The organism is Desulfurococcus sp. (assembly GCA_026626905.1).
GTDB lineage: Archaea > Thermoproteota > Thermoprotei_A > Sulfolobales > Desulfurococcaceae > Desulfurococcus.
Genome location: JAPNUX010000006.1, coordinates 1 through 25,153, shown reverse-complemented (window position 1 = coordinate 25,153; position 25,153 = coordinate 1). Strand labels below are relative to the sequence as shown.

27 protein-coding genes are annotated in these 25,153 nt (G+C 47.4%); 20 read left to right on the top strand and 7 right to left on the bottom strand.

From position 1 onward, the window contains the following. The first annotated feature begins 18 nt into the window (after window positions 1–18). Genes gcvPA through OWQ48_05190 form a run of 3 tightly spaced genes read left to right on the top strand, consistent with a single transcriptional unit; the run spans window position 19 to window position 4,362 of the window. The gene (gcvPA, locus tag OWQ48_05200; protein MCY0868606.1) at window positions 19–1,443 is read left to right on the top strand and encodes an aminomethyl-transferring glycine dehydrogenase subunit GcvPA; all 1,425 of its coding nucleotides are present in this window, start codon (window positions 19–21) and stop codon (window positions 1,441–1,443) included. After that, window positions 1,436–2,995 (top strand): aminomethyl-transferring glycine dehydrogenase subunit GcvPB, encoded by a 1,560-nt coding sequence (gcvPB, locus tag OWQ48_05195; protein MCY0868605.1) that lies wholly within the window; start codon window positions 1,436–1,438, stop codon window positions 2,993–2,995. The genes gcvPA and gcvPB overlap by 8 nt, the downstream gene beginning before the upstream one ends. Beyond that, window positions 2,992–4,362, top strand: coding sequence for an NAD(P)/FAD-dependent oxidoreductase (locus tag OWQ48_05190; protein MCY0868604.1), 1,371 nt, complete (start codon window positions 2,992–2,994; stop codon window positions 4,360–4,362). Before gcvPB ends, OWQ48_05190 begins: the two co-directional genes overlap by 4 nt. A 237-nt stretch (window positions 4,363–4,599) precedes the next feature. On the opposite strand, the gene OWQ48_05185 is transcribed toward OWQ48_05190, so the two are convergent. The 5 genes from OWQ48_05185 to OWQ48_05165 form a co-directional block, all read right to left on the bottom strand. Continuing rightward, entirely contained in the window at window positions 4,600–4,896 is a 297-nt protein-coding gene (locus OWQ48_05185) for a hypothetical protein (protein ID MCY0868603.1), read from the bottom strand. Beyond that, window positions 4,893–5,138, bottom strand: coding sequence for a DUF131 domain-containing protein (locus tag OWQ48_05180; protein ID MCY0868602.1), 246 nt, complete (start codon window positions 5,136–5,138; stop codon window positions 4,893–4,895). The genes OWQ48_05185 and OWQ48_05180 overlap by 4 nt, the downstream gene beginning before the upstream one ends. Before the next feature lie 145 nt (window positions 5,139–5,283). Then, window positions 5,284–6,483, bottom strand: a complete 1,200-nt coding sequence (locus OWQ48_05175) for an MFS transporter (protein ID MCY0868601.1) — start codon at window positions 6,481–6,483, stop codon at window positions 5,284–5,286. An 82-nt stretch (window positions 6,484–6,565) separates the two neighbouring features. Continuing rightward, a complete protein-coding gene (locus OWQ48_05170) occupies window positions 6,566–6,967 on the bottom strand; it encodes a transcriptional regulator (protein MCY0868600.1) in 402 nt (133 codons plus the stop codon). Window positions 6,968–6,997: 30 nt separating this feature from the next. Further along, window positions 6,998–7,360: an MGMT family protein gene (locus OWQ48_05165; protein MCY0868599.1), complete on the bottom strand. Its 363-nt coding sequence runs from the start codon at window positions 7,358–7,360 to the stop codon at window positions 6,998–7,000. Window positions 7,361–7,441: 81 nt separating this feature from the next. Here OWQ48_05165 and OWQ48_05160 point away from each other — a divergent pair, with 81 nt between their 5' ends. From OWQ48_05160 to OWQ48_05135, 6 genes are all read left to right on the top strand, one after another. After that, window positions 7,442–7,930 (top strand): MogA/MoaB family molybdenum cofactor biosynthesis protein, encoded by a 489-nt coding sequence (locus OWQ48_05160; protein MCY0868598.1) that lies wholly within the window; start codon window positions 7,442–7,444, stop codon window positions 7,928–7,930. 7 nt (window positions 7,931–7,937) lie between these two features. Beyond that, entirely contained in the window at window positions 7,938–8,663 is a 726-nt protein-coding gene (locus OWQ48_05155; protein MCY0868597.1) for an HAD family hydrolase, read from the top strand. A gap of 113 nt (window positions 8,664–8,776) precedes the next feature. Further along, entirely contained in the window at window positions 8,777–10,192 is a 1,416-nt protein-coding gene (locus OWQ48_05150) for an MATE family efflux transporter (protein MCY0868596.1), read from the top strand. A gap of 45 nt (window positions 10,193–10,237) precedes the next feature. Then, on the top strand, window positions 10,238–11,437 hold the full coding sequence (locus OWQ48_05145; protein MCY0868595.1) for a DUF1464 family protein: 1,200 nt from the start codon (window positions 10,238–10,240) through the stop codon (window positions 11,435–11,437). Further along, window positions 11,427–12,038, top strand: coding sequence for a DUF447 family protein (locus tag OWQ48_05140; GenBank protein ID MCY0868594.1), 612 nt, complete (start codon window positions 11,427–11,429; stop codon window positions 12,036–12,038). The genes OWQ48_05145 and OWQ48_05140 overlap by 11 nt, the downstream gene beginning before the upstream one ends. Then, on the top strand, window positions 12,023–12,949 hold the full coding sequence (locus tag OWQ48_05135; protein MCY0868593.1) for a GHMP kinase: 927 nt from the start codon (window positions 12,023–12,025) through the stop codon (window positions 12,947–12,949). Before OWQ48_05140 ends, OWQ48_05135 begins: the two co-directional genes overlap by 16 nt. On the opposite strand, the gene OWQ48_05130 is transcribed toward OWQ48_05135, so the two are convergent. Beyond that, entirely contained in the window at window positions 12,950–14,443 is a 1,494-nt protein-coding gene (locus OWQ48_05130; GenBank protein MCY0868592.1) for a gamma-glutamyltransferase, read from the bottom strand. A 469-nt stretch (window positions 14,444–14,912) separates the two neighbouring features. Here OWQ48_05130 and OWQ48_05125 point away from each other — a divergent pair, with 469 nt between their 5' ends. From OWQ48_05125 to OWQ48_05075, 11 genes are all read left to right on the top strand, one after another. Next, window positions 14,913–15,236, top strand: coding sequence for a hypothetical protein (locus OWQ48_05125; GenBank protein ID MCY0868591.1), 324 nt, complete (start codon window positions 14,913–14,915; stop codon window positions 15,234–15,236). Continuing rightward, a complete protein-coding gene (locus tag OWQ48_05120) occupies window positions 15,233–16,180 on the top strand; it encodes an NADH-quinone oxidoreductase subunit H (protein ID MCY0868590.1) in 948 nt (315 codons plus the stop codon). Before OWQ48_05125 ends, OWQ48_05120 begins: the two co-directional genes overlap by 4 nt. An 11-nt stretch (window positions 16,181–16,191) precedes the next feature. After that, window positions 16,192–16,623, top strand: coding sequence for a hypothetical protein (locus tag OWQ48_05115; GenBank protein ID MCY0868589.1), 432 nt, complete (start codon window positions 16,192–16,194; stop codon window positions 16,621–16,623). Then, the gene (locus OWQ48_05110) at window positions 16,613–16,897 is read left to right on the top strand and encodes a hypothetical protein (protein ID MCY0868588.1); all 285 of its coding nucleotides are present in this window, start codon (window positions 16,613–16,615) and stop codon (window positions 16,895–16,897) included. The genes OWQ48_05115 and OWQ48_05110 overlap by 11 nt, the downstream gene beginning before the upstream one ends. A 23-nt stretch (window positions 16,898–16,920) precedes the next feature. Then, a complete protein-coding gene (locus tag OWQ48_05105) occupies window positions 16,921–18,726 on the top strand; it encodes a proton-conducting transporter membrane subunit (GenBank protein MCY0868587.1) in 1,806 nt (601 codons plus the stop codon). A 2-nt stretch (window positions 18,727–18,728) separates the two neighbouring features. After that, the gene (locus OWQ48_05100) at window positions 18,729–20,036 is read left to right on the top strand and encodes a proton-conducting transporter membrane subunit (GenBank protein ID MCY0868586.1); all 1,308 of its coding nucleotides are present in this window, start codon (window positions 18,729–18,731) and stop codon (window positions 20,034–20,036) included. Next, window positions 20,029–21,384, top strand: a complete 1,356-nt coding sequence (locus tag OWQ48_05095) for a proton-conducting transporter membrane subunit (GenBank protein ID MCY0868585.1) — start codon at window positions 20,029–20,031, stop codon at window positions 21,382–21,384. The genes OWQ48_05100 and OWQ48_05095 overlap by 8 nt, the downstream gene beginning before the upstream one ends. 100 nt (window positions 21,385–21,484) lie before the next feature. Further along, entirely contained in the window at window positions 21,485–21,943 is a 459-nt protein-coding gene (locus tag OWQ48_05090; protein MCY0868584.1) for an NADH-quinone oxidoreductase subunit B family protein, read from the top strand. Next, entirely contained in the window at window positions 21,940–22,392 is a 453-nt protein-coding gene (locus tag OWQ48_05085; protein ID MCY0868583.1) for an NADH-quinone oxidoreductase subunit C, read from the top strand. Before OWQ48_05090 ends, OWQ48_05085 begins: the two co-directional genes overlap by 4 nt. After that, complete coding sequence (locus OWQ48_05080; GenBank protein MCY0868582.1) at window positions 22,380–23,555, top strand: nickel-dependent hydrogenase large subunit; 1,176 nt, start codon at window positions 22,380–22,382, stop codon at window positions 23,553–23,555. The genes OWQ48_05085 and OWQ48_05080 overlap by 13 nt, the downstream gene beginning before the upstream one ends. 7 nt (window positions 23,556–23,562) lie before the next feature. Then, complete coding sequence (locus tag OWQ48_05075) at window positions 23,563–23,949, top strand: 4Fe-4S binding protein (protein ID MCY0868581.1); 387 nt, start codon at window positions 23,563–23,565, stop codon at window positions 23,947–23,949. Between the two features lie 157 nt (window positions 23,950–24,106). On the opposite strand, the gene OWQ48_05070 is transcribed toward OWQ48_05075, so the two are convergent. Then, window positions 24,107–25,153 (bottom strand): CaiB/BaiF CoA-transferase family protein (locus OWQ48_05070; GenBank protein ID MCY0868580.1); only part of this gene is annotated, 1,047 nt, incomplete at its 5' end.

The following is a 25,153-nucleotide window of genomic DNA, read 5'->3' as shown; positions in this document are numbered from 1 at the left end:
TTATATCATGTTGACGTGGTGGTGGATACGTTAAGCCATCCCTGGATTCCAAGCTTAACAAGTGAGTCTGTTAGAAGAATGCTAGAGGTAATCGGGGTTAGAGATGTCAGCGAGCTCTTTAATGATATACCTAGAGAGATCCTTCTCGACGAGGAAGCCTGGAGTAAGCTTGAGATTGGAGCAGGAAGGCCTCTCTCAGAGATAGAGGTTAAAGGAATTGTTGATGAGAAGCTAGCACGAAACAAGGTGTTTAATCCACCGCCATTCATGGGTGGCGGCGTCTACCCTCACTACATACCCCCGCTCGTAAAGTATATTATATCGAGAGGAGAGTTCCTTACAGCCTACACGCCTTACCAAGCCGAGATATCTCAGGGTCTCATGCAAGCGCTCTTCGAGTATCAGAGCTTAATAGCCGAGCTGCTGGATATGGACGTAGTCAACGCGTCTATGTATGATTGGGCTTCAGCTGCAGCTGAAGCAGTCCTCATGTCGCTCAGAGTTAGAAAGGGGAGGAGGAAGATCCTGCTTCCAGCTGCTATGAACCCCCTCCACAGAAAGGTTGTTGAAACCTATGTTAAACCCCATAGTGTTAGAGTAGATACTATACCCTACGATGCAGAGACCGGTGCAACCAGTATTGAAGCTGTTAAATCCTTGGTTGATAGTGATACAGCCGCCGTCTACATCCAGTACCCTAACTTCTTCGGGATTATAGAACCCAATGTCAAGGCTATTGGAGAGCTAGCCCACGAGAAGAATGCCATCTTCATTACAGGCGTGTACCCTATGGCTCTAGGCCTGCTCAAGCCGCCTGGAGAGCTGGGTGCTGATATAGCAGTAGGCGATGGACAACCCTTCGGGCTTGGATTAAACTATGGTGGACCGTATCTAGGTATCTTTGCCGTCAGGTACGATGCTAGCTTGATCAGGCAGATGCCGGGTAGAATTATAGGTTTAACGACAACAGTAGATGGTGGTGAGAGAGCCTTCGCAATGATATGGCAGGCGAGAGAGCAGCATATCAGGAGGGAGAAGGCTACATCGAATATATGCACTAATGAAGCCTTAATGGCTGTAGCAGTCGCCGTCTACCTCTCACTAGTCGGCTGGAGCGGGCTTAAACGCCTCGCTGAGCTGATGTATATGAGAGCACACTACGCGTCGCAGAGAATGAGGGAGATCGGCTTAACGAGAGTATTCAAAGCCGACTTCTTCAACGAGTTCCCTATCTCCTTCAACAATACTGGCGTCAGCTACAGGTTCGTGCACGAAGAGCTACTTAAACGCGGGATCCATGGAGGGCTCTACATAGGAGGATACTATCCGGAGCTGGGTGAAACAGCCCTCTACGCGTTCACAGAGCTTCACACCGCTAAAGCTATAGATCGACTAATCAACTCTCTGAAGGAGATACTAGAGGAGGCTGGTAGACGTGTATAGGCAGGCAGGCTTCAAGGAACCCTTAATCTTCGAGATAGGCGGGAAAGGCAGAGTAGGGATACTTATACCTGAACCCGAAGAGGAGGTGCGGAGACTGGTAGACGGGATCAACGTGCCATCAGAGATGAGGAGGAGTAGTGAGCCCAGCCTTCCAGAGCTAAGCGAGATAGAAGTAGCAAGACACTTCACTAATCTAACCCATATGGCATACGGGGTTGACAACGGCCCAGTCCCCCTTGGATCCTGCACTATGAAGTATAACCCTAAGATCGCGTTAGAGGTAGCTAGCGATCAGAGGATAGTGAACCTCCACCCCCTGCAGGATGAGAGGACAGTACAGGGTATCCTGGAGATCCTGTACGAGCTTCAGAAGTGGCTTGCAAGCATCACCGGGATGGATACATGTATTCTTCATCCAGCTGCAGGTGCTCACGGAGAGCTTGCTGGAGTCCTAGTGATTAGAAGGTACCATGAGGTGAAAGGACAGGTAGACAGGAAAACCGAGATAATTATACCTGACAGTGCTCATGGAACCAATCCAGCTAGTGCAGCAATGGCTGGCTTCAAGGTTGTAGAAGTACCCTCAGCTGAGGACGGCAACATAGACATGGAGGCATTGAAATCCGTGGTAGGGGATTCAACTGCTGGATTAATGATAACGAATCCAAGCACTCTAGGCTTGTTCGAAGAACACATCCTCGACATAGCAAGACTGCTACACGAGCATGACGCCCTACTATACTATGATGGAGCAAACCTCAATGGGATAATAGGCTACGCTAGACCCGGCGACATGGGCTTCGACATAGCTCACTTAAACATACATAAAACCTTCGCTGCCCCCCATGGCGGGGGAGGTCCTGGCGCTGGACCAATATGCATTAAGGATAGAGTAGTCGACGAGAAGAGGAATATAAGGTTATCGGATTTAGCCCCCGGCTACAGAGTCATCTACGATGAGGAGGCAGGCCTCTACAGAGTGAAAGCTCCCGGTGAGCATAGCGCGGGATTGCTGAAGGCGTTTCTAGCTAATATAACACCACTGGTATGGGGGTACGTGTATATTCTAAGCATGGGGCCTCAGGGATTAAGAAGAGTTGCAGAGCACGCTGTCCTAGTAACCAACTACTTTATGAAGCTAGTGGAGGGTGTTAGAGGCTATAGTATACCTTATGGTAAAGGTAGATTTAGGAAGCATGAGGTTGTTCTAAGTGCTCAACCAATGATGGAGGAGACAGGGGTTACAGCTGAAGATGTAGCGAAAGGACTACTAGATGCCGGCTTCTACGCTCCAACTATATACTTCCCTCTGATAGTTAAGGAGGCTCTAATGGTGGAGTTCACAGAGTCTGAAACCCCCGAGAATGTTGAGAGGTATGCTGAGAGACTGAAGGAGATAAGTAGAATTGCGTACAGTAATCCAGATGAGCTTAAAAAGTGGCCGAGGAATACTAGTGTAGGGAGAGTAGATGTAACCAGGGCTAATCACCCTAAATACGCAACTCCGACATGGAGGATCCATGTTAAGAGAATTCGAGGGGAGATCCAGTGAGGTACAATGCAGTAGTAGTGGGTTCAGGCACCGGGGGATACCCTGCTGCAGTATACCTGGCTAGCAGGGGCTTAAAGGTAGCTGTAGTCGAAGAACACTTAATCGGAGGAGAATGCACTAATTATGGCTGCGTGCCGAGCAAAGCATTCTACAATATAGCCGAGGCCATTCGAAGCCTTGAGAAAATCGGTGGTGAAGCCTCTGTTAAATGGGAGAGTCTCGTAGAATGGGCTAGAGGAGTCGTCAAGGAGAGTAGGGAGGGGATTAAAGGACTCTTTGAATCACATAATGTGGAGTTAATTGAAGGAAAAGCCGTGCTAAAAAGTCCCCGCGAGGTACTCGTTGAAAACGCGGGCGGGAGAAAGCTTCTAGAAGCGGAGAGAATACTTCTAGCCTTAGGCACTAACCCCTCTATGCTACCAGGCGTAGAGTTCGATGGCAGAGGAATCCTGAGTAACAGGGATGTATTCTACCTTGACGAGAAGCCTGAAAGCATGCTGATAATTGGTGGTGGAGTAGTAGGCGTGGAAATAGCTAACGCTTTCTCAGCATTAAAGGTTAATGTAGTGTTGGTTACAAGGAGACAGATACTATCAGACCTAGATAGAGATGTAGCTCAAGCATTAAAGTTGCATCTTACATCAAAAGGAGTAAAAGTACTGGAGGGGGAAACAGTAGTATCCGTCAGCAGGTCTAATGGAGAGTATACTGTTAAACTATCCAGCGGCATGGAGGTTAGAGCAGAGAAGATAGTTGTTGCAGCCGGTAGAACCCCGAGGACGAGTGGAGTGGGGCTCGTGGAAAACGGCATTGAGCTATACGGGAAAGGGTTCGTGAAAGTAAATAACAGGTTTGAGACTAGTGTTCCAGGCATCTATGCTACAGGAGACGTTGTCGGGGAACCTCTGCTAGCCCATAAAGCTATACTTGAAAGCATCTCAGCAGCGAGATGGATGAATGGTGAGACTGGTTTCCCCGTAGACTACTCTAGTATACCATTAACAATATTCACAGGACTTGAAGTATCAACCATAGGCTACACGGAGAAAGCTCTCACTGAGAAGGGAGTAAAGTACGTGAAAGTGAGGATTCCAGCATACTATCTCTCAGCAGTGAAGATTAAGGGAGGAAAGCAGTCCTTTATAAAAGTACTGCTAGACGAGAAAAGGGAGAGGGTTCTCGGGATACAAATAGTAGCCCCTAATGCCTCCGAGGTGATATCAGCGTACATGCCACTATACCTCGGTAAGCTAAGCTTCACTGAGGCTGCAATAACAGCATACCCGCATCTAACAGTATCAGAGTCGCTTAGAGACCTCGCTGAATACATACTAGGAGAACCAATACACCTACTAAGAAAGCAGTGAAAGTAGATCAATACTATTGATCTACCTTGAAAATCAACTATAATTTTCTCTATACTCTAATAGCAGGCTACCTTACCCTATGCTTCACAATACTTGAAGGAGGCGGGGAGCCTCAGACAGGTTTTATGCGCTTCAAGCCTCAATACAGCGTATATTACTGCTATCATGAACCCGCTATAATTTAGAGCTTTAATATGAAACCATAGCGAGACTGTTTAGTAGTCCTGGTAGAGCCTTTCATCTAGAGAGCATGGCTGGCGGTTCTCTAGGTGTCTTAGCGTGTATCACGCTTAATACTAGTAGTATAAGAGTGAGAATAATGCTGAGTACTATTGAGGCTAGAAGAAGGATGTTCCCATAAGTACCCGAGCCAAAGCATATAGGTATGAAGAATACTATTATGCAGCCTCCAGTGGATACTGTTGACGAGCCACTACTGAATGCAGCCTCGAGAGCAATAGCCAAGCTTCCAATAGCTACAAAGATTATCCCTGTAATAATGAGGAAGAATGCCAGCCTTGAGATCTCCCTCATAGCCGCCACCACGGGAGCAGGAATAGTATTACAGCGAGGAGTGTTAGCACTATAGCTAGAATCATTAGTATACTACTGGTTTTCTCGTCGCTCCCGAAGACTACTGGTAGAGGGCCGATTACTAGAACTACTCCTCCCTTCACTTCCTCTTTTTCTCCTCTAAGCATACCGAGGATTAGCAGCGTGACACCTGTAAGCACTAGAACAAATCCAGCGAGGATTAACAGTAGTGGCACCAGCACTTTAATCCCCCTTACATTAAACCCCACTTGGAGTAAACCCTGATAAACTCTTAGCTTTCTTCACTTTAAGACTCTGTCCTCTGGTTTAATCGTGCTTACACTCGAAATATAATTCACGGCTTCCTCGAAGACCAGTGTTGTCATTTTACGTGCCTGCCGCTTTATATGTTTCCTTTGTTAATACTATAGTAGAGATGATCCCTGCTAGAGCTATTAGGAGGCTGGCTATGATAGACCATACTGGGTCTATTATAGTGAATGTGTTCTGTATTACTGCTATGCCTGTGAAGAGTATTATATTGAAGAATGAGACTGCGGTACCTGAAATCCCCGGGTCGTAGGGTTCTTTAGCCATGGTTGGAGCAACAATGTGTAGTCCTAGTGAGACACCAAGCGTGACTAGGGATGCTAGGAGTAGCTGGGTTGAGTGTAGTATAGTTGACAGGTACATGAGAAGCCATGAGGCTGCGGAGGCTGAAGCCGAGGCTATCAGGAAGGGTTTCCTCCGCTTGAGCTTATCGCTGAGGTATCCTGCTGGAATACAGCTAACTGTGAACACTACAGCTATCACCATGATGTAGATGCTGATAGTGTTCTTATCCATAGCGAAAGCCTTCTCCAGGTGTATCTGACCCCATGCTGATTGATAGGCTAATCCGACTCCATAAGTGGCTATGCCTGCGAAGCCTGCCCCCCATATATGCCTGTCTCCAGCGACTAGTCTTAGAGTTGAGAGAGGGTTGCGGGAGCTTCCAGTATCTCTACCTCTACCTTCATCTCTTGATGTAGCGTAAACCATTACCGCTAGAATGAATGCTAGCAGCGCAAGTATTATTAGCGCGGGTGCTACCCCTGCAGCATTTAATAGTAGTCTTAGAGGATATGATGCTAGAATAGTGCTCAGGCTTCCAGCAAAGAGAGCATAGGATGCCAGCCTCCCCTGCATGCTGATATCAAATCCAAGAGCTGAAGTCCTCATGTATGATAGGAAGGCTACAGCAGCTGAAACCCCTATGAGTATACGGCCAGCTACAAGAGTGAGAGGGTTTGGCAGGCTCATTACTAGTGTAGCTAGGCCGAGTAGTGCTAGCATTAAGCTTCCAACCCGTCTAACCCCGTAGTAGTCTAGTAGAGGGCCTGTGAAAGCCTGGCTGGCAGCATAACCGTAGAAGTAGGCTGAAGCCATTACTGCTAGAAGCATGCTTGGCTCCACCCCGTAGTAGCTTGAATAGTAGTCTATTTCAGGCTTCATCACTCCTGTCATCGTCCTATGGAAGTAGACTAGCATGTAGGCTGCTAGGAGCACCACTACCACTGGAATGTTATTTCCCCGCGAGCTCTTCATAAGCACATCCACCAAGGGTTACCTAGAAGCCCTAGGGATTAAAACTAGAAGGTCTTGAAGCCACCTTAAAGTACAAGGGCTATTATCCCCCTGCTGTCTGACGGGGAATCTTCACGCTGCCAGCTGGCTCTCCAACAGCTTCGAGGATCCTAGTGTAGAGTCCAGTTGAGAGTAGCTGGTAGCACAGCGTGCATAACTCGAATTCCCCTTTCTCTATGAATCCTTCGACCAGCCTATCAAGGATCTCTCTGACACCTGGAACCCCTAGGATCTCATCGTAGTACCTAGGCTTCCTTCTACCGGTAGCAGCGTAGTTTACTGCAGACTGCTTTAACCCCAGTATTCTTGCAGCCTTCACTTGAGTTAAACCGTAATCTCTTACAAGCTTCCAAGCTAGGTAGAATTTTACTGCTGGAGCTATCTTCCTATTGAGCACCTCGCAAAACGTCTTCACGTTAACCACCTCTAATAACACTGTTATCATCAAAGTCTTAAAGAATACACTTCAATCCTATTACTCTAATATCATCCCTCCCACATCCACTATGAACTCCTTTTCAACCCGGTTATCTTTAACTCTGACACCCTCTAGCTCTAGTAATCGCTTCTTGAGTAGCGGCCCCCCGTTCGAGAAGCCTCCTAAACCCCTGTTGCTGTACACGACTCTATGACACGGTATCTTAATTAACTCCTTATTCTTGGAGAGGCAGTAGGCTACAATCCGCGGGCTTACGCCGAGCACTCTAGCAATACTAGAGTATGTTGATACTCTACCTGGAGGTATAGTCATGGTTACAGCGTACACGGCTTCACATATATCGCTAAGGGATGCCTTCCGCAGTATTAAAACCCCGTTTTGCTCTTCAATAACGATCACACCGCCCACCAGCCATGGCTGTGGGACCTGTAACACGAGTTAAAAACACGCGGTAATTAAGTATAGGGTGGTGGCTAGTTTATGATACTTGACTTCCATGTTGTAGTTGTTAGCGATAGAGTAGCCAGAGGGGAGGCTGTAGATACCAGCGGTGAGAAAGCAGTTGAATACTTATCGGGGAGAGGCTATAGAGTCACCGGTAAAACTGTTGTAGGGAATAGCTACAGGGAGATCCTTAAGGCTATACGTGAGGTTAAAGGTAGAGTCCTAGTGCTTATTGGTGGCACGGGACCAAGTCCCAGGGATATAACAGTAGATGTCGTTGAATCAATAGCGTGGAGAGAGCTACCAGGCTTTGGTGAAGCCTTCAGGAGAGCATCTTTCGAGAGTATTGGAGCCCGCGCGATAATCACGAGAACCGGACTCTACATCCTCCACGATGGAAGAGTAATCGTAGTGCTACCAGGTTCCCCGCAGGCTGTTGAAACAGGCTTAAAAATACTTCTTGATGTAATCAACCACGTTATTGAGGAAGTAGACAGGTTTGAAGGACCCCATAGAGACAGGTGAATACAGGTTGAGTAGTTGCATTGCAGTAAGCTTCGATGTATGGGGTACGCTAGTGGATTTAAACATGGTTCTCACATCTATTTCCGAGGTAGCCTCGAGGAAGCTCCAGGTTAGCTTAGAGAAAGCCCAGGAAGCCGTGTTCAACTCGTACACGAATGCCCGCAGGCTTAGGAGGCTAAATCCCAGCTTGAATCCAATGGAGCTACTATCAAAGTCTAGGGATTTAATGGCTACTAGCCTCTCAACTACCACTGAGATGCTAAATTCAATTATAGAGGAGGCCTTCAAGGACATCAAGACTAGGAGGGTAGTATTCCCAGATGTACCGGGTGTACTCGAGAAGCTGAGAGAAGAAAACGTATACATGGGTTTAATAGGAAATGTTCTCTTCTGGCCTAGCAAGTATACAATGCTACTACTAGAGGAGGTAGGGCTCTCAGAGTACTTTAAGATAACAGTGTTCTCAGATGTAGTCGGGTACGCTAAACCCGATAGAGCCATCTTCCTCGAGTTCGCAAAAGCCTCGGGCTTCAAGCCGGATAACATAATACACGTGGGGGATAACATTATAGAGGATGTAGGAGGAGCCTTATCCTCAGGCTTCACAGCAGTGCTAATTGACAGAGATGCCGGCAGAAGCATCTACGTGGAGAAGCTGAATGCTGCAGTAATAAACAGCATGAATAAGCTAGTAGGATTGTATCGTAGAGTGTCAGCACGGAAGTGCAGGTAGCGGAATAAAGCTAATTGAAGTTTATAAGTGCTCTGCACAGTGGATTCGAAGACGGGGTAAGCTCACCTAACACGTGGAATCCAGGGTAGCTGAGAGAGGTTGAAGACCAAATGATGAAGAGCATCGAGGAGAACAGGGAGAGAATACTGTACGGTCCAATTGGGAGAACCCTTCTATGGCTTGGGCTGCCTTTAATGCTGGTTCAATTAGTCAACGTATCCTACAATATTGTTGACGCGTACTGGCTCAGCTGGTATAGTGATATAGCCTACGCTGTCCCAAGGCAGGTTATGCCTACATTCATGCTGGTGACATCAGTAGCTCAAGGCTTGATGGCAGCTAACCTAGCATTAATAACGCAGCTGATTGGTGCCCGTAATTATAGTGAAGTTAAAAAGTATATCTCGTATTTTATCTCGTCAACGCTTCTCGTCAACACTATTCTAGCATCAGCGTACTATGTTTTAAGGCCGCTTATATTCCGCTATATTGTGGCTACACCTCCAGAGCTGTACAGTGATGTCCTCGATTACTCTGGAATCATAGCGTTCGATATGGTGCTTTCAGCTGTCACGTTAACGTATTCGACGATACTTCAGTCTATAGGTGATACTAGAACCCCAGCATTGATAAATCTAGCGGCTGCAACAGCAAACGTGATCCTAGATCCCTTATTCATTCTAGGCTACGGTATCCTGCCGGCGATGGGGGCTGCTGGGGCAGCTGTAGCTACAGTGCTCTCGAGGCTTGTAGGCGTGGTACTACTAGTCTACAGGTTGTCTAAGAAGTACCCGTACCTTAAATCCAGGCTAACCCTCCACTTGGATAGAGAGTGGGTTGTAAGCAGCGTGAAGATAGGTGCACCGGTATCACTCATGATGGCTTCCAATAGTTTTGCATTCATGCTTCAAAACAACTTGATCAACCAGTTCGGTGCATATGTAGCAGCAGCGGCAGCAATAGGATTCATCTTAATGGATCTAGCTGATGCAACACTATGGGGTTTCATCGGCAGCATTTCAGTGATGGTCGGTCAGGCTCTAGGCGCCGGCTTAAAGGAGAGAGCTAGGAGGGTAGCTTCAAGATCAATCCTCTACGTCGGGCTTTCAACTACCGCTGGCTCCCTGCTCGCCCTAGTACTAGAGGACTCGTTTATCACTTTGTTTACAAGCAATCCTATAGTGGTCGCTGAAGCTGATAGATTCGTCTCTATTTTCCTGCCGACACTAACATTCTTTGCTATATTCTTCGTAGGCATGGGTGTTGGCAGAGGCTCTGGGCACACACTCTACCCGACGGTATTAGACATCATACGCTTATGGCTCCTCAGAATAGCTCTTGGATATCTTTTCGCATTCCATGCAGGCTTGGGCTCCATGGGTGTGTGGATTGCGATGAGTTTAAGCAACCTTATAGCTGGTCTTGCAACAATACCATGGGTCCTTTATGGTGGCTGGACTACGCCTGTAGTTAAGACTAAAGAAGTAGAGATACCATTGAGGAAGACAGCACTAATTAAACGCGAGTGAGTTTTTTGCACTCAAGTGGACTCTAAATCTCGGAGGGTAGACCCAATGGTGAGGGTACTCGGCATAGACCCAGGGTCTAAGAGTATAGATTTATGCGGCCTCTGTGATGGAAAAATATGTTTTGAGAGATCAATTGAGGCTTCAGCTGCTAGTAGAGATCCAGGAAGAGTTGTCAAGCTTATAGAGGAGTTTGAGCACGTGGATCTAATAGCTCTCCCATCAGGTTATGGTGTTGGAGTAACCAGCCTGGACGACATAGATGAATCACTACTAGCTGACTGGTACTATACTTTCATACTGGCATCAACAAGAGAAGACATTGAGGAGGGATTAAAGAGGAATTCTACGGGAGCCTTCATTTATGATGCTATGGCTAAAATGATAGTCGAGTTGAAACGAATGAAGGTTAAAGGAGTGTTCATTCCATCCGTGGTAAACCTTGATACAGTACCATTACACAGGAAGCTGAATAAAATCGATATGGGTACAGCGGATAAGCTAGCAGTAGTTGTACTTGGAATCCACGAGGTTTCAAGCGAGCACAATCTACCATACGAGAAAGTAAGCTATATTCACGTTGAAATGGGCTTCGGCTATAATGCTGTAGTAGCTGTTAGAAATGGGCTAGTAGTTGATGGGGTAGGCGGGACTCTAATGCCGGGTCCAGCATTCCTTACATCAGGCTCAATGGATTTAGAGGTAGCTCAAGCTGTAGGCGTTATCAGAAAGATGGATGTCTTCTCAACTGGGTGCAGCTTGATCACGGGTTCCCTGACCCCGGATGAATGGTTTAGTAGAGTCGACACTGATATCTATGCTGGTGTATGTTTTGAAGCGATGATGGAGTCTATTGTTAAAACAGTCTACTCTATGATACCAGTGGTAGGTGGCATCCAAGAGATACTTCTATCTGGGAGGATTTCAAGGAACCCAGTTGTAAGAGACTACCTTGAAGATAAACTGGGAGATATAGCACCTATCAGAGTAATGAAGGGGCTGCCGGGTGCATCCATAGTTAAAGAGACAGCTCAGGGGTATGCTGTCGTCGCAGACGGCTTGGCTGGAGGAGTATTCAAGCACCTCGTGGAGCATGTGGGTATTAGGAGAGCTAGAGGTACTGCACTAGACTACATACTACATCCAGGCTTCAAGTACTCAAGGCTTGGCTTAATGTATACTAGGTTGAGGAGGGTGGTGGATGGAAGAGCATTCAACATGGAGTGGTGGAGTAAGAGTGGTTATTAAAAGGGGTATAGTCTATGAGGCAATAATATCCATGCTAGACCAGGGACATCCTTACGCTACTCCAGTAGGCTTCCAGATCAATGATGACAAGCTAGTAGTAAGATTTTACAAGGGCTATAGAACACACGAGCTCTTAGAGAAAACCCTTAACCCTGTCTTAAACATTACAAGAGATCCAGCTGTATTCTTCAAAGCTGCTTTTAAAGCTGAGACAGGAGGTTTAAGTCTAGAGGACTTCATAGTGGATGAAGTGAGAGGTCTAGTATACCTCAAGAATGCTGAAGCGCACCTAGTTCTGAAGCTTAAGGATATTGAGGATCACGAAGACTACAGTTTATTCAGGTATGAAGTCCTCGAGGAGAGAGTCAACCAGCTGGAAACACTGGAACCCTATACGAGGTGCTATAGTTCTCTGATAGAATTGATTATATATGCATCTAAGGTAAAGGCTTGGAGAAACCTCACGAGTAGTGAACGCACTGAAGTATTAAGAGGAGTAGAGTCTTCTACTACAACAGCTTTAAAGACCTGTAGGGATTCCAGCTACATGAATCTGCTTAGGGATTTAAGGGAGTTGATTGAGAGTTGGCTAGAGCAGTAGAGATTGTAACACCCTCACGGCTGCACTTCGGCATGGTGAACCCTTTCGCGAGAGAGCTGAGATTATACATCTCGGCTGGCGTAGCTATAGCTAGACCAAACAATACCGTAATAGTTGAGGAAGACGATACACTAGTAGTCGAGGGCTGTAGAGCCAGCGAAGTCTCCTCGAGGATATCGGGTTTCGCGAGAAGGCATGGCTTGAAGGGTACTGTTAGGATCGTAGAGTGCATACCTAAGCATATTGGTTTAGGTTCTACGACACAGCTACTACTAGCAGCTGCATACGGATTATCTCTTGTGAATAATCTTGAAGTAGATCTAGTTGAAGCAGCCAGGGAGCTCGAGCTAGGTAAGTACTCTGGTGTAGGAACATACGTATTTAAGCACGGCGGCTTTGTCATGGATGCTGGTCGAGGGGGGTCCACAGTATTCCCTCGTCTTATAACTAGGCTTGAATTCCCCGAAGAATGGGCTTTCATTGTGGTCACTCCTCCTGGAGGAGGCCTCGACGAGAAGCTCGAGGATCAAGTCTTCAAGGAGGAAGTTAAAGTACCATTAGAGTTAGTTCAGAAGGCTGCATACTACATGCTTGAGCTTTCAGCATCAGTGGCTGACAGGGATTTCAATTCGTTTTCTAGAACCCTCCGCCTCCTCCAGGAGACTGTTGGAGAAATGTTTTCAAGCTACCAGGGGGGAGTTTTTTCAGCGAGCTCAGCTGAAGCTATTAAAGCTTTAAGAGAAGCTGGAGTTGAGGGTGTAGGGCAGAGCTCGTGGGGGCCTACTGTCTACGGGGTTGTCTACGGATACGAAGAAGCAGAGCGTATCGTGGAAAAAGTCAGCAGGCCGGGGTGGAGGGTTTTCGCTGCTAGACCTCTAAATAAAGGCGCTACAGTCAGGTTTCTTAGGTGACTAGAGAGCTATAGCTACCCCTTCGCTGCGTGGATCGTTCACTAGTATAACTCTATCTTCATCTACTACTGCTACATGGACATGTCCATGGCTGGAGAGATAGCCTACTAGACTTGTATTTACTTTACCAGGCGGCTTCAACGGCTCCTCTACAACAACTTTCTGAGTGTTATAGAGTTCCGTGTATATGAAGCGTGGGGCTTTCACAGCGTCAACTAGATTCATGTTGTAGACGAATATATTCTCATAGACCCTCAAGTGGAGCTGGGGTCTATAGTCTCCTCCAACACAGCCGATTATATACTTCCTCCTGTCGTCTACAACGCCTAGTACTGAGAGCGTGTGGAGTGGGAGTTTCCGTGGTGCAGGGGAGTTGGGGAGTCCTCTGCTTCTAGCAAAGCCTATACCTCTATTCTGAACTGGGAACCCTTGCGCTATAAGGCCTGAGCCGAAGGGGTAGAAGAGGCTCTGGATGAACCCGATTACTGATTCTCCATCTGATACTATGAAGAATGTTGTATCACCTGTATTAACCTCTGATTGCATGCTGCTCACGTCTTTCAACGCCCTCTTCACGCTACTGTACGTTAGATAGCTTTCAACATCTATGGTCATGTAGTCAGGGTCTCCTAAGTACAGGTCCCTGAACAAGTATACGTCGCTAACCGGTTTGCTCCAGGCCTCAATGCGCTCAGGATCGTTGAAATCAAGCTTACTCAACTCCTCCTCATATAACGCACTGATCAACTGGAGTGTTGAAGCCCCCTGCGTGTTAGGTGGCAGTTCATAGTGAATGCGGCCGTCGACCTCAAGCTTGAGGGGAGTGGTCTTAAAGCCCGAGTGATCCATTAAATCCTCTAATCCGATATCAACCCCCTGCTCCTGTAGTTCACTTACAATACTCTCAGCGAGATCCCCCTGGTAGAACTCCTCCCAGCCTCTTGAAGCAATCAGCCGGAGGGTTCTAGCCATATCCTTATTAACTACCCTGCCTCCTAGTCTAACCCCTTTATAGTAGTCAGCCCACTTGTAGCTTGAGAGCTCTTTTTCCACGGCTTTAACAGACTCGGCTAGCGTGTAGCCGGCGTGGAAGCCATTATAGGCTAGCGATATTGCTGGACGGAGGAGGATTGATAGATCCATTGATCCGTACTCCTCGTTTATAATACCCCAGAGGTACACTAGCCCAGGGACTGTCACAGTTAAAGGCCCTCTTACAGGCTTCTCCTCAATGAATTTATCAGCATTAAAGCCACTGGGGGATCGACCGGATGAAGCGTACGCTACCACTTGATCCCCGATGAAACCTAGGAGGAAGCCATCGCCTCCCGGACCCCCCATTTGAGGTTGAACAACTGATAGCACAGCACTAACCGCTATAGCGGCATCAAAGGCGTTACCACCCTCCTCGAGCACTTCTAATCCAGCTTTAACTGCCAGCGGATGGTCTGCTGTAACACCTTTAACACCCACTCCTATCTTAGCTACAGGCATAATTTCACCATTAGGGCCTGATGGTTGCTTGGGTATTTCATGGTTTTCTACGTCTTCTATACCACAGTATATAGGGAGGTCTATTTATAGCGCTAGCTATAAGTGGTTGTAAGAGACTTTCATTACGCTTAATTGTGCAGAGATTCTCGGACATTTACCTTCCTACTTGTATTCGTTTGAATATCCTAGTAAAAGTTCAACAAACTATGAACGTTAGGTGTTATAATCTCAGCGATAATGATCAATGATGCTACTCTAAAATGTAAATCTTTAGATATGGAGTAAGCCTCCTTGAAAGACTAGTTCACCGCTTTTACCTCTACTTCTTGCATGCAAGTTCCTAGGAGACTTCACTCTTCGCTTTAGAACTTGATGTTTTTAAAAGCAGCTACCCTAGTATAGACTACCTGGGAGCCGGGAACGAGGAGAATGAGAATCAAGATTAAAGAGCCCTGCCTGGTGCTGAGCCATGATTACACCTATACTGGCACTTGTGTCCGTAGTGATTGCAGTTAGCAGTCTCTATGTTGTATCAAGGAGTCTAGCCCCGCCTTCAAGAAATGAAGATAATGCTATAGACCCCTACATGTGTGGAGAGAAAACTGAACCCGTAGTCAGAGCTTCTTCACCGTATCCTTGGCTCCTCCTTCTATTTGCATCAACTGAGTCTGTCCCTATAGTAGTGTTCGTCTCTGGTGGTATAGCGGTACTTCTTCTTGTAACAGCTGGTGTTTTCCTCTTCATAGTAGCTTTTAGCTCAATTCGTGTTAAGAAGAGGTCTGAACACGGATGAACCCCCCCGAGCTCATAGTAGAATCCATAATATATCCTGGGTTAATGTTCATAGCACTGCTTGCGCTTTTAATTGAAGGTATTGAGCGGAAATTTGTTGCAAGACTCCAGAGTAGGATGGGGCCTGCTTACACCGGGCTTAGAGGGTTCCTGCAACCTTTTTTCGATGTAATCAAGCTACTCGGTAAGGAGGATCTACCACCTAGAGGTCAAGACCCAATAGTACCAGCCCTGCTCATCGCAAGTCTTAGTCTTGCAGTCTTCGCAGCACTTTACGTGCCCTGGAGCGGGGTTACCGAACTTGACTTTCAGGGTGATGCAATCCTTGTTCCCGCTTCTCTAGTTTTATCCACAGGTCTTCTCTACATGGCATCTTATTCGACCCACAGCCCCTTCAACATAGTTGGTGGTCTCCGTCTCCTTGGACTGCTAGCAAGTTATGAAGTAGCCTTCGTATCATTGCTGGCGATCCCTTACGCTATCACAGGCTCGCTTGAGATAGCTGAGATACGGCTACAGCTTTGGAGTAGCCTAGCATCCAAGCCCATGCTCATACCGGTCTGGTTAGCTGGGCTGGTACTCGGTTTCCTCCTACTGCTCTTTGAGAGCGGAAAAGGACCTTTCGATATAGCAGAGGCCAAGACAGAAGTGGCTGGTGGTATTGTAGCAGATTTCAGCGGACGCCGGCTAGCCTTCGCACATCTCACTCATAGAGTGCAATTCGCTACTGCCATCTTCTATTACGCTTCACTATTCATCGCGCCTCCTTTAAGCGGATTCCCCGGTTTCCTCCTCCTTCTTGTATCAGGGATAATCATAGCCATCTTAATTGCTCTTATATCAGCTGCTTCTCCAAGGATACGGCTGGTGGATATAGGGAGATTTTCCTGGGGTATACTCGTGCCAGTCTCACTTTTTCTTGCAACTATAGCTTTGATTATATGAGGTGGTCAGTTGTGAGTGGTATAGCACTACTACTCGCGGCTGCCACTACATTAGGTGGGCTCTATGCCGCGTTAACAAGTGAAGATGAAAGAGCTCTATTCTCATCCACTATGACTCTAGTAGTCATTGCCTTTCTCTTCCTCGAGATGGGGGAACCACTAGCAGCTGTAGTTCAGCTCTCGCTTGCCAGTGGATTTCTTGCTGCTGCAGGCTTCTTGATCCCGGAGCTTCGGGGAAGAAAGCTCAGCGTTCTACCAGGCCTTGGTGCTATTAGTGCACTCCTCTTGTTCATGGTGTTCCTATACATAGGTTCTCGTCTTGAGTCGCAGGTTGTCCATTACGAGAAGTGGGTTCCACTAGCTATAGCTATGGCTTCCCTACCACTTGCAGCAGCTCTTCTAGCGTTGAAACTTCTCATGGAGGAGAGTAGCGGTGGAAGCTAACCTAGCTTACTCGCTAGTTGTAGCTACGTTAATGTTGTCAGGCCTTGTAATCATTACGCGAGACTCCAGCTTTCTACGCATACTCGTAGGGTTGGAGCTTGTATTAGCATCATCAGCGGTATCTCTCGTTTTATGGGGTGGTAGCCTAGGCTTCTTCATCCTCGTAGTGGTGGTGGACACGAGTACCGTAGCCGTGGCAGCGGCTCTAGCTCTTAAGGCTTCTAGAAGATATTGTTCTCAAAGCGTGGATGAACTAAATAAGTTGAAGAAGTGATCCCCGTGATGTTTAACCTGGTTATGGCAGGTTACACGGCAATCCTAGTACCATTAGCTGCATCTTCCCTAGTAGCTGTAGCAGGCCGGCTATTTAACCGTAAGGTTTCATGGGTTCTTGCCCTAGCCTCTAGCCTGATCACTTTTATAGCCTCATGTATCATTTATGTGGTCCCGGCAGGCACTATCTACGTTGAGGGACCTCGTATACCACTCGTGCCCGGCGTCCCCGTGGGCCTCTCCCTTTATATTGATACATTGTCTGCCTTCTTCTCTATTGTGGTTGGGCTTATAGGTTTATTAGTTATCATATACTCTTACAGCTATATGGAGGATTCTCCCGGCTACACCAGGTACTATAGCTTGATCACGCTCTTCATAGGCTCTATGGAGGGACTAGTGCTTACTGGCGGGCTACTAGAGCTATATATTTTCTGGGAGATTGTGGGGCTTTGCAGCTTTACCCTTATAGCTCACCACTACTACTCACCACGGGCCTCTAGGGCCGGTATCAAGGCACTTATAACCACGCGGGTGGGTGATGTAGCCTTCCTAGTGGGCATAGTCTACGCATACCTGACTGTAGGCTCACTTGAATATCCCTCACTTATAAGAACCGGGTTCCAGGCCTTGCAGCTCCCCCTGCTACTTCTCCTTGTAGGGGTTATCGCTAAAAGTGCTCAGCTACCACTTCACATCTGGCTTCCCGACGCTATGGAAGGCCCTACACCAGTCTCTGCATTAATACATGCTGCAACAATGGTTAAGGCAGGCATCTACCTGCTTTTAAGAATAACAGTACTGGCTTTATCCAGTGGAGGGACTTTGCCAATCAGCGTGATACAGTTATCTTCGGGGATAGGGGCTGCTACAGCTCTCTATGCAGCTTTATCTGCAGCCGCTCAACGCGATGTTAAAAGACTACTAGCTTACTCAACAATGAGTCAGCTGGGCTTCATGATCGCGGCTATAGGATCCCAGGGGCTTACTGCAGCACTCGAACACGTGGCAAGTCATGCAGTGTTCAAAGCGCTACTCTTCCTTGCGGTAGGAGTCTTAATACATGAGCATGAGCATCTCTTCGGGCCTGAGAAGGCTAGGGATATACATTATATTGCTGGTACTGCCCGCAGAAGCAAGCTGCTAGCAGCAAGCCTTATAGTGGGAGCAGCAGCATTAGCTGGTGTACCACCCTTTAATGGGGCATGGAGCAAGGAAGCCGTGATAGACGCCGTTCTCCATTACAATATCCTTATAGCACTCATACTACTAGCAGCATCTATTGTCACAGCCTTCTACTCAACTAAACTAGTCTACTACCTTGTATTTGCTGAGTCAAGGCACAAGAACATCGCGGTCAGGAGGATCCCTCTAGCAATGTCTCTACCACTACTTATACTTGTTGCGTTATGCTTCATTTCTCCTCTACTCTTAGAGTTAAGGCTCCCGGTGACCGAGCCAGGTATCAAGGCTGTTGCTGCTAGCATTACTGCTGTTCTAGTTGGTCTTCTCGCAAGCTTTCTCCTGTATTCAGGTAAGCTGAGACTCGGTATTCCAGCAGGCCTCCAGCACATGGTTTTCGAAGGATTCTATGTAGACCGCGTCTATATGAAGCTGCTCGCACCCACTCTCTTCTCCGCATCAAGGTTACTGGCTAGGAAGCTTATAAGAGCAGTGGATATCCTGGTTTCTTCACTAGCTCGATTCTCGCTTCAGCTGGGGAGAATCTTAAGCGGTATGCATCTAGGTAAGCTCAGCTACTACTATACTGTTTACCTAATTGGGCTCATCATGCTCGTAATAACAGTTTTAATAAGTGTGGGTGGATAGCTATGGTGGTACTGCAATTGGTAGACTACGTGGGAATTATACTTACTATAGTAGCCCTAGCAGCAGTACTGCCTGAGAGAGCTTCACGCGTAGTCACTCTAAGCGGTATTACAGCGATGCTTATATTCACGGTAATACTGCCTAGGGGTAGCGTATACAGCTATGAGGGGTTAGGTTTAGTGCAAGTAGTAGAGGGGTATAAGGCTGCCGGTATCCTCCTGCTAACTTTGGAGCTACTAGTGCTTCTAAGCTTCATAAGAGATATTGATCGCAGGAATGGCCCGCTACTCATCTTGATGTCTGCTGGAAGCCTCCTAGTACTCTACTCAGAGAGCTTTATAACACTCATCGTTGGCCTGGAGACAGCTGCAGTAGCACTAGCAGCTCTCTACAGTGTAGGAGAAGACCGTGCAACCGAGGCAGCAATTAAGTACTTCTACTCTTCAATGCTCGGTGTAGCGTTTATTGTTCTTGCTGCTGCCCTCTTTTACAATAACGGGATACACGATTTCAGCGAGCTGGATAGCAACGTGAACATCCTCAACTCTCACACCAACCTACTCCTTGGCCTAGTATTCCTGGTTGCAGGCCTCTCGCTTGAAGCAGGACTCGCCCCATTCTACATGTGGCTTCCCGACGTTGTGGAAGGAGCTGGCCTGCTCAGTGTGGCAGTAGCATTACTTCTCCTTGACGCTTCAGTGACACTGAAATTGCTACACCTAATAGCTAGTGTGGGGACCGCTACCAGCATAACACTGATTATGCTCGTGATGGCAGTAGCAAGCATGTTTATTGGCGAGTTTTCCGCTCTTGCCCAGAATGGTGTGCGTCGCATGCTGGGATACAGCATCGTAGGCGGGGCAGGCTACAAGGTTATACTGGCACTTGCACTAGCTCTCGCAGGTAGGAGTACTCTAACCCCAATAGTCTACCTTGTGACTGCGAGCAGCATGTCAGTAGCGTTAGTCGTAGCCTCACAGTACTACCAGGATACTCCATGCGGTAAGATAGCTGAGGTAGTAGGGCTTCTCAGCATGGCAGGTATACCACCGCTCTATGGGTTTGCTGCGAAGCTAATTATGCTTATGACAATTATATCGGCAGGCTGCATCTGGATAGCACTCGCTACCATAGCATTCTTCCTCGTAGCAGCATCCTATATAATACGTTACATGCTTTCAAGTAGCTTTAAGGTTAAGAAGAACAGTAGTCTCGAATCAATCCCGCTTGTCATCTATGCAGTCCTGGTTTTCGTACTCGGTATCTGGCCTCAAGTAATCGATGTTCTCGAGGTGATAAATATTGGTTGAAATTGAAGTAGCGTTCCTGGTCTCAATGATTACCGCTTGCCTAGGTGTTGTTGCCTCAGTTTTTTCGGTTACTTCAATAGTATTTGCTACAGTGGTAATCTCGACGCTAGTTACCCTCACTGCAAGCGATGGACCTGCATGCGTTCCCTGGCTTGATTCTATTCCACTCTGCTTAGGAATAGATCTTGTATCTAAGCTCTTTGCAATACTTTCAAGCGTAGTTATCACCGCAGTTCTAGTTTACAGCTGGGAGACTAAGCTGAGAAAGGGTGCACTCCAGCCAGTTGTAGTGGGGCTTCATGCAGTAGTGATAGGACTCGTCTACTCTTTCAGCCTTCTATTATTTTATGTGTTCTGGGAGATCACCTTACTGCTCGCCACTGTAATTGTATGGTTATGGGAGCCGAGGAGAGCACTAGTGTTCTTCGTGTACATGCATGCAGGCTCGCTACTGCTCTTGGTATCAATATCCCTCCTCTTATCCTCGGGTATAACCGTGTTCGGTGCAATCGTTCCAGCTAGGCTAGCAGGCTTAGCACTAGCACTAGCTCTTACAGCTTTCGCTATAAAACTCGGCATCTTTCCCTTCCACACATGGGTACCCGTGACCTACACCGCTATACCCTCATCCGTAGCCGGTATTATTGCTGGAGTAGTTACAAACATCGGGGCTTACGGAATGTACAGATTCATAGTAGATCTTACCTGGCCACAGGCTCTAACCGGTATCCAGAGCATTGCAGCCTGGCTAGGGGTGGTTTCAGCCCTCATTGGTGCTCTGCGCGCTCTAGCCTCAAACAAGCTCGACCTCATAGTATCCTACAGCAGTGTCAGCCATATGGGGGTAGTATACGCTGGCCTAGTTGTATTGGATCGCCTAGCTCTAGCTGGAGGCATACTACTTGCAATCGCTAACGGCATTGTAAAAGCGCTTTTCTTCCTGCTCACTGACGTACTCAAGGATCGAGCCGGCACGAATGACATAAGACGCATGGGCCTCTTCGCTTACAACATGCCTCTCACAGCTTTCACAGCCTTCACAGCAGCCATGAGCCTGGCAGGTCTGCCACCTTTCGCCTTATTCCCCGGCGAGCTACTAGTTGCACTAGGTATAGGAGGTAAAATGGGTGTTAAGATTTTAGTTGTGCTCGCTCTAGCCATGATCGCCTCCACAGCTTACGCTCTACGATTCTGGCATAATATCTTCTGGCATCCCGAAATAACTATCCCTAAGCCGCCGCCAAGGGAACCGCCCATTAGGATCTTAATGCCACTAATCGCTCTATCAATAATCTCTATAATCCTGGGTGCAGCTCCAGCACTTATCATAGAATTACTAATCTCGTGAGCCGAGTAGTCACTTATATAAAAACTTATCTTATATAAAACTAGCAGTATATACAATGAGAATGTATGTGGAAATGTAGAACAGAAAACAGGGGATACTGATGTCGAAGAACAGACGACGGAGAACAATGTTTACTCTGAGAATGATAGCACGCTCACCATGGGTGATGCATTTTAATACTGGGGCGTGCAACGGTTGCGATATAGAAGTCGTAGCCGCTTTAACCCCCCTCTACGATCTAGAACGCTTTGGTGTAAAATTAGCCCCCAACCCCCGCCATGCTGATGTAATAATAGTAACTGGTGCTTTAACTAAGAAAGCGGCTGAAAGACTTCAACGGCTATATAAGCAGACACCAAACCCTAAATACGTGGTAGCAGTAGGTACATGTGCCATCTCAGGCAACATGTTCAAGAATAGTTATAGTGTTATCGGAGGAGTGGATAAGGTAGTTCCAGTTGACCTCTACATTCCAGGCTGCCCTCCACGCCCGGACACTATAGTTCAAGGCATCACCGAGCTCCTCAAGAAGGTTAGAAAGGAGGTTGAAGATGCTTGACGCAAAAGTTACTAGGGGTTAATGGCCGGAAAATAGTATTCACCGAGATTAAACCCCACCGCCTCGAGGCGAGAATCACGGATCCACGGGCTATGCCAGAAGCTGTTAAGAGCCTTGTAGAGGCATACTCAGGTGACATGTACATATCAGCTATAACGGCAATAGACCTCCCTGAGGAGAACTACATAGAATTAGACTATATCTTCTATGTTATACCAGAGAAGACCATTGCAGTACTTAAGACACGAGTACCCCGATCAGACCCCCGTATTCCAAGCATTACTAGCATTCTCCCCGGTGCATCAGCCTACGAGAAGGAGGTCTTCGACCTGATGGGTGTGGTGTTCGAAGGCAACCAGGATCTCCGCCGGATTTTCACGCCACCTGATATAGCTGGATACCCTCTCCGCAAGGACTGGAAGGAGGGTCAAGGCTCATGCCCATTATAGAGGTCTCAGTGGGACCTCAGCATCCAGCTCTACACGAGCCTATAATGCTCCGAGTTCATGTTGATGGCGAGGATGTCGTGGGAGTAGATGTTGCTACAGGCTACAACCACCGTGGTATAGAGAAGCTAGCTGAGAACAATACATTCCTTAAAACACTTTATCTTGTGACACGGGTCTTCGGTATCTGTAATATCTCCCACTCGACATGCTACACTCAGGCTCTCGAGGAGATACAGGGAATAGAGCCTCCACCCCGAGCCCGAGCCCTCCGTGTCCTCGCCCTTGAACTCGAAAGGCTTCACAGCCACATGCTGCTTGCAGCAGTACTTGCAGAGATAATGGGGTTTGAGAGCCTCTTTATGGTGATAATGAGGGATCGTGAAAAAGTTATGCAGTTGAAGGAGTTACTGACTGGGAATAGAGTAATAGCCGACTACGTGCAGCCAGGTGGTGTCCGCCGCGACATAAATCCCGAGACAGCTGAGAAAATTAAGCATGTAATGAACTTCCTAGAGCAACGTATAAAGTACTACATGGAGGTGTACACCTCAGACACGCTTATACGAAGCCGCTTGGAGGGCGTAGGCGTCATCCCCTATAAAGATGCTGTAAGTCACGGGCTTGTAGGCCCTGTAGCCCGCGGCTCCGGAGTTAACATTGATGTACGGCGCGATAACCCCTACGCGTTGTATGATGAACTAGACTTCAACATTCCGGTAAGGAGAGAGGGCGATTCTCTAGCCCGCGTAATAGTCCGGTTCGAAGAGATGTTAGAGTCTATAAGCATTATACACCAGGTGTTAGAGAAGCTACCCAGCGGCTCCATAATGGGGTTAAAAGTTCTACCACGCAGCTTCCGTGAGGGAGAAGCTATATCCAGAGTAGAGGCGCCTAGAGGCGAGCTACTATACCATGTAGTAAGCCGTGGTGGTGCTAAACCCTACCGAGTGAAAATAAGGACACCGAGCTTCCCTAATATACTGAATAGTCTCGTAGCGTACAATGCCGCGACGCTTGCAGACATTCCAGTAATATTAGCTAGCTTCGATCCCTGTATATCTTGTATGGAGAGAATGATAATTGTTGATAAGCGTACAGGATGCGAGCGCGTGGAAAGTATACGTAGGATAGCACAAATGGCAGCAAGAAAGATACAGAGGTGACATGGGTATGCCACGGGTACTCCTCCTACTTCGCGACCTCCTCTCAAATCTAGCATGCAAGCCTGTGACCGTTGAATACGGGGTGAAAACGGAGCCTACACCTAGTGACAGCTATCGAGGCCTCCACATAGTGGATATTGGGGCATGTATAGGCTGTAGTCTTTGCGCTATAGAATGCCCTCCAGGAGCTATAATAATGAAGACTCTTCCAGCCCAGGCTGGAGAGAAGCCACGTAAGTACCCTGTCATACACTATGATCAATGCATTTTCTGCTATCACTGTGTAGATATCTGCCCACGTCACGCTTACCATGTAAGCAATAGAGTCCCACCACCTACAGGGAATCGTGATAGCCTTATTGGTGATCCTCTTGCAAGAAGCAGTAGTGGGTAGACTTAATTTCCTCAACCCTAGTTTTCAATCGCTCTTGATAAGGCAGTGCAACCGAGCTGTTTCCAGGCTTCTAGCATGACTATTGAGTAAGAGGATTGCAGATGCGTTAAGGAGTATCCTGGAAGACATGAAAGTCTAGGTTAAACAACCGCTAGAATTAAGCAGGCTCAGGATAGTATACTACTCCCTTCTCTTTAAGCCTAGCTATATCTTCATCGCTATACCCGAGCTCCCTGAGTACTTCTCTCGTATGCTCTCCCAGCCTGGGTGGAGGAATCGGGGAGTTATACCTTACATCATTAAAGCGCCCTGGCTCGGAGAGCTGGGGGATCTCGCCTAGCACTGAGTGTTTAACTCTGTAGACTAAGCCTTCCTCGATGACGTAGGGGTCTTTGAAGACCTCATCCAGCTCGTAGACAGGTGCAGCTGGGACTCCAGCCTCCTCAAGTTTCCTAAGCCAGTTATCTCTCGTATCCTTCTCGAAGATTTCCTGGAGTATTCCTACTAGTTCATCTCTATTTACTACTCTATCAGCATTAGTCTTAAAGCGGGGGTAGCTGGCGAGATCTTCTCTCCCTAGAGCCTGGCAGAGGAGTTGCCATAATCTATCGTTGGCGGCTGCTACAATAAACCATCTTCCATCTCTATCCCTGAAAGCCTGGTAGGGTACCATGGAGGGGTGGGCGTGACCCATCCTCCTAGGCTTCCTCCCAGTCGTCAAGTACATAACTGGCACGTAGCACATTGAGAATAATGCTGCATCATACATAGGTACCTCTATTTTAACAGGTCTTCTCCCAGCGTAGAGAGCGCTTAGAATATATGTTGTAAGAAGAAGACCTGTTATAACATCGAAGAGCGCGAAGCTAACTCTGACGGGTGGACGCCCCTCCTCCCCGGTGGAAGCCATGAGCCCGCTCATACCTTGAATCACGAGATCGTATGCAGGCTTAAACTGGTATCTACTCCCCTGTCTAAACCCTTTTATACTAGCGTAGACTACTCTAGGGTTTACTTTAACGAGGCTCTCATAGTCTACCCCCAGCTTCTCCGGCACGCCGGGTCTAAAGTTCTCTACAACTACATCACTCTTCTCAACCAGCCTATATATGATCTCTCTACCCTCCTCCCTCTTCAAGTCGACTACAATACTCTTCTTACCCCTGTTAATGGATAGATAGTAGGAGCTTTCACCATTAACAAA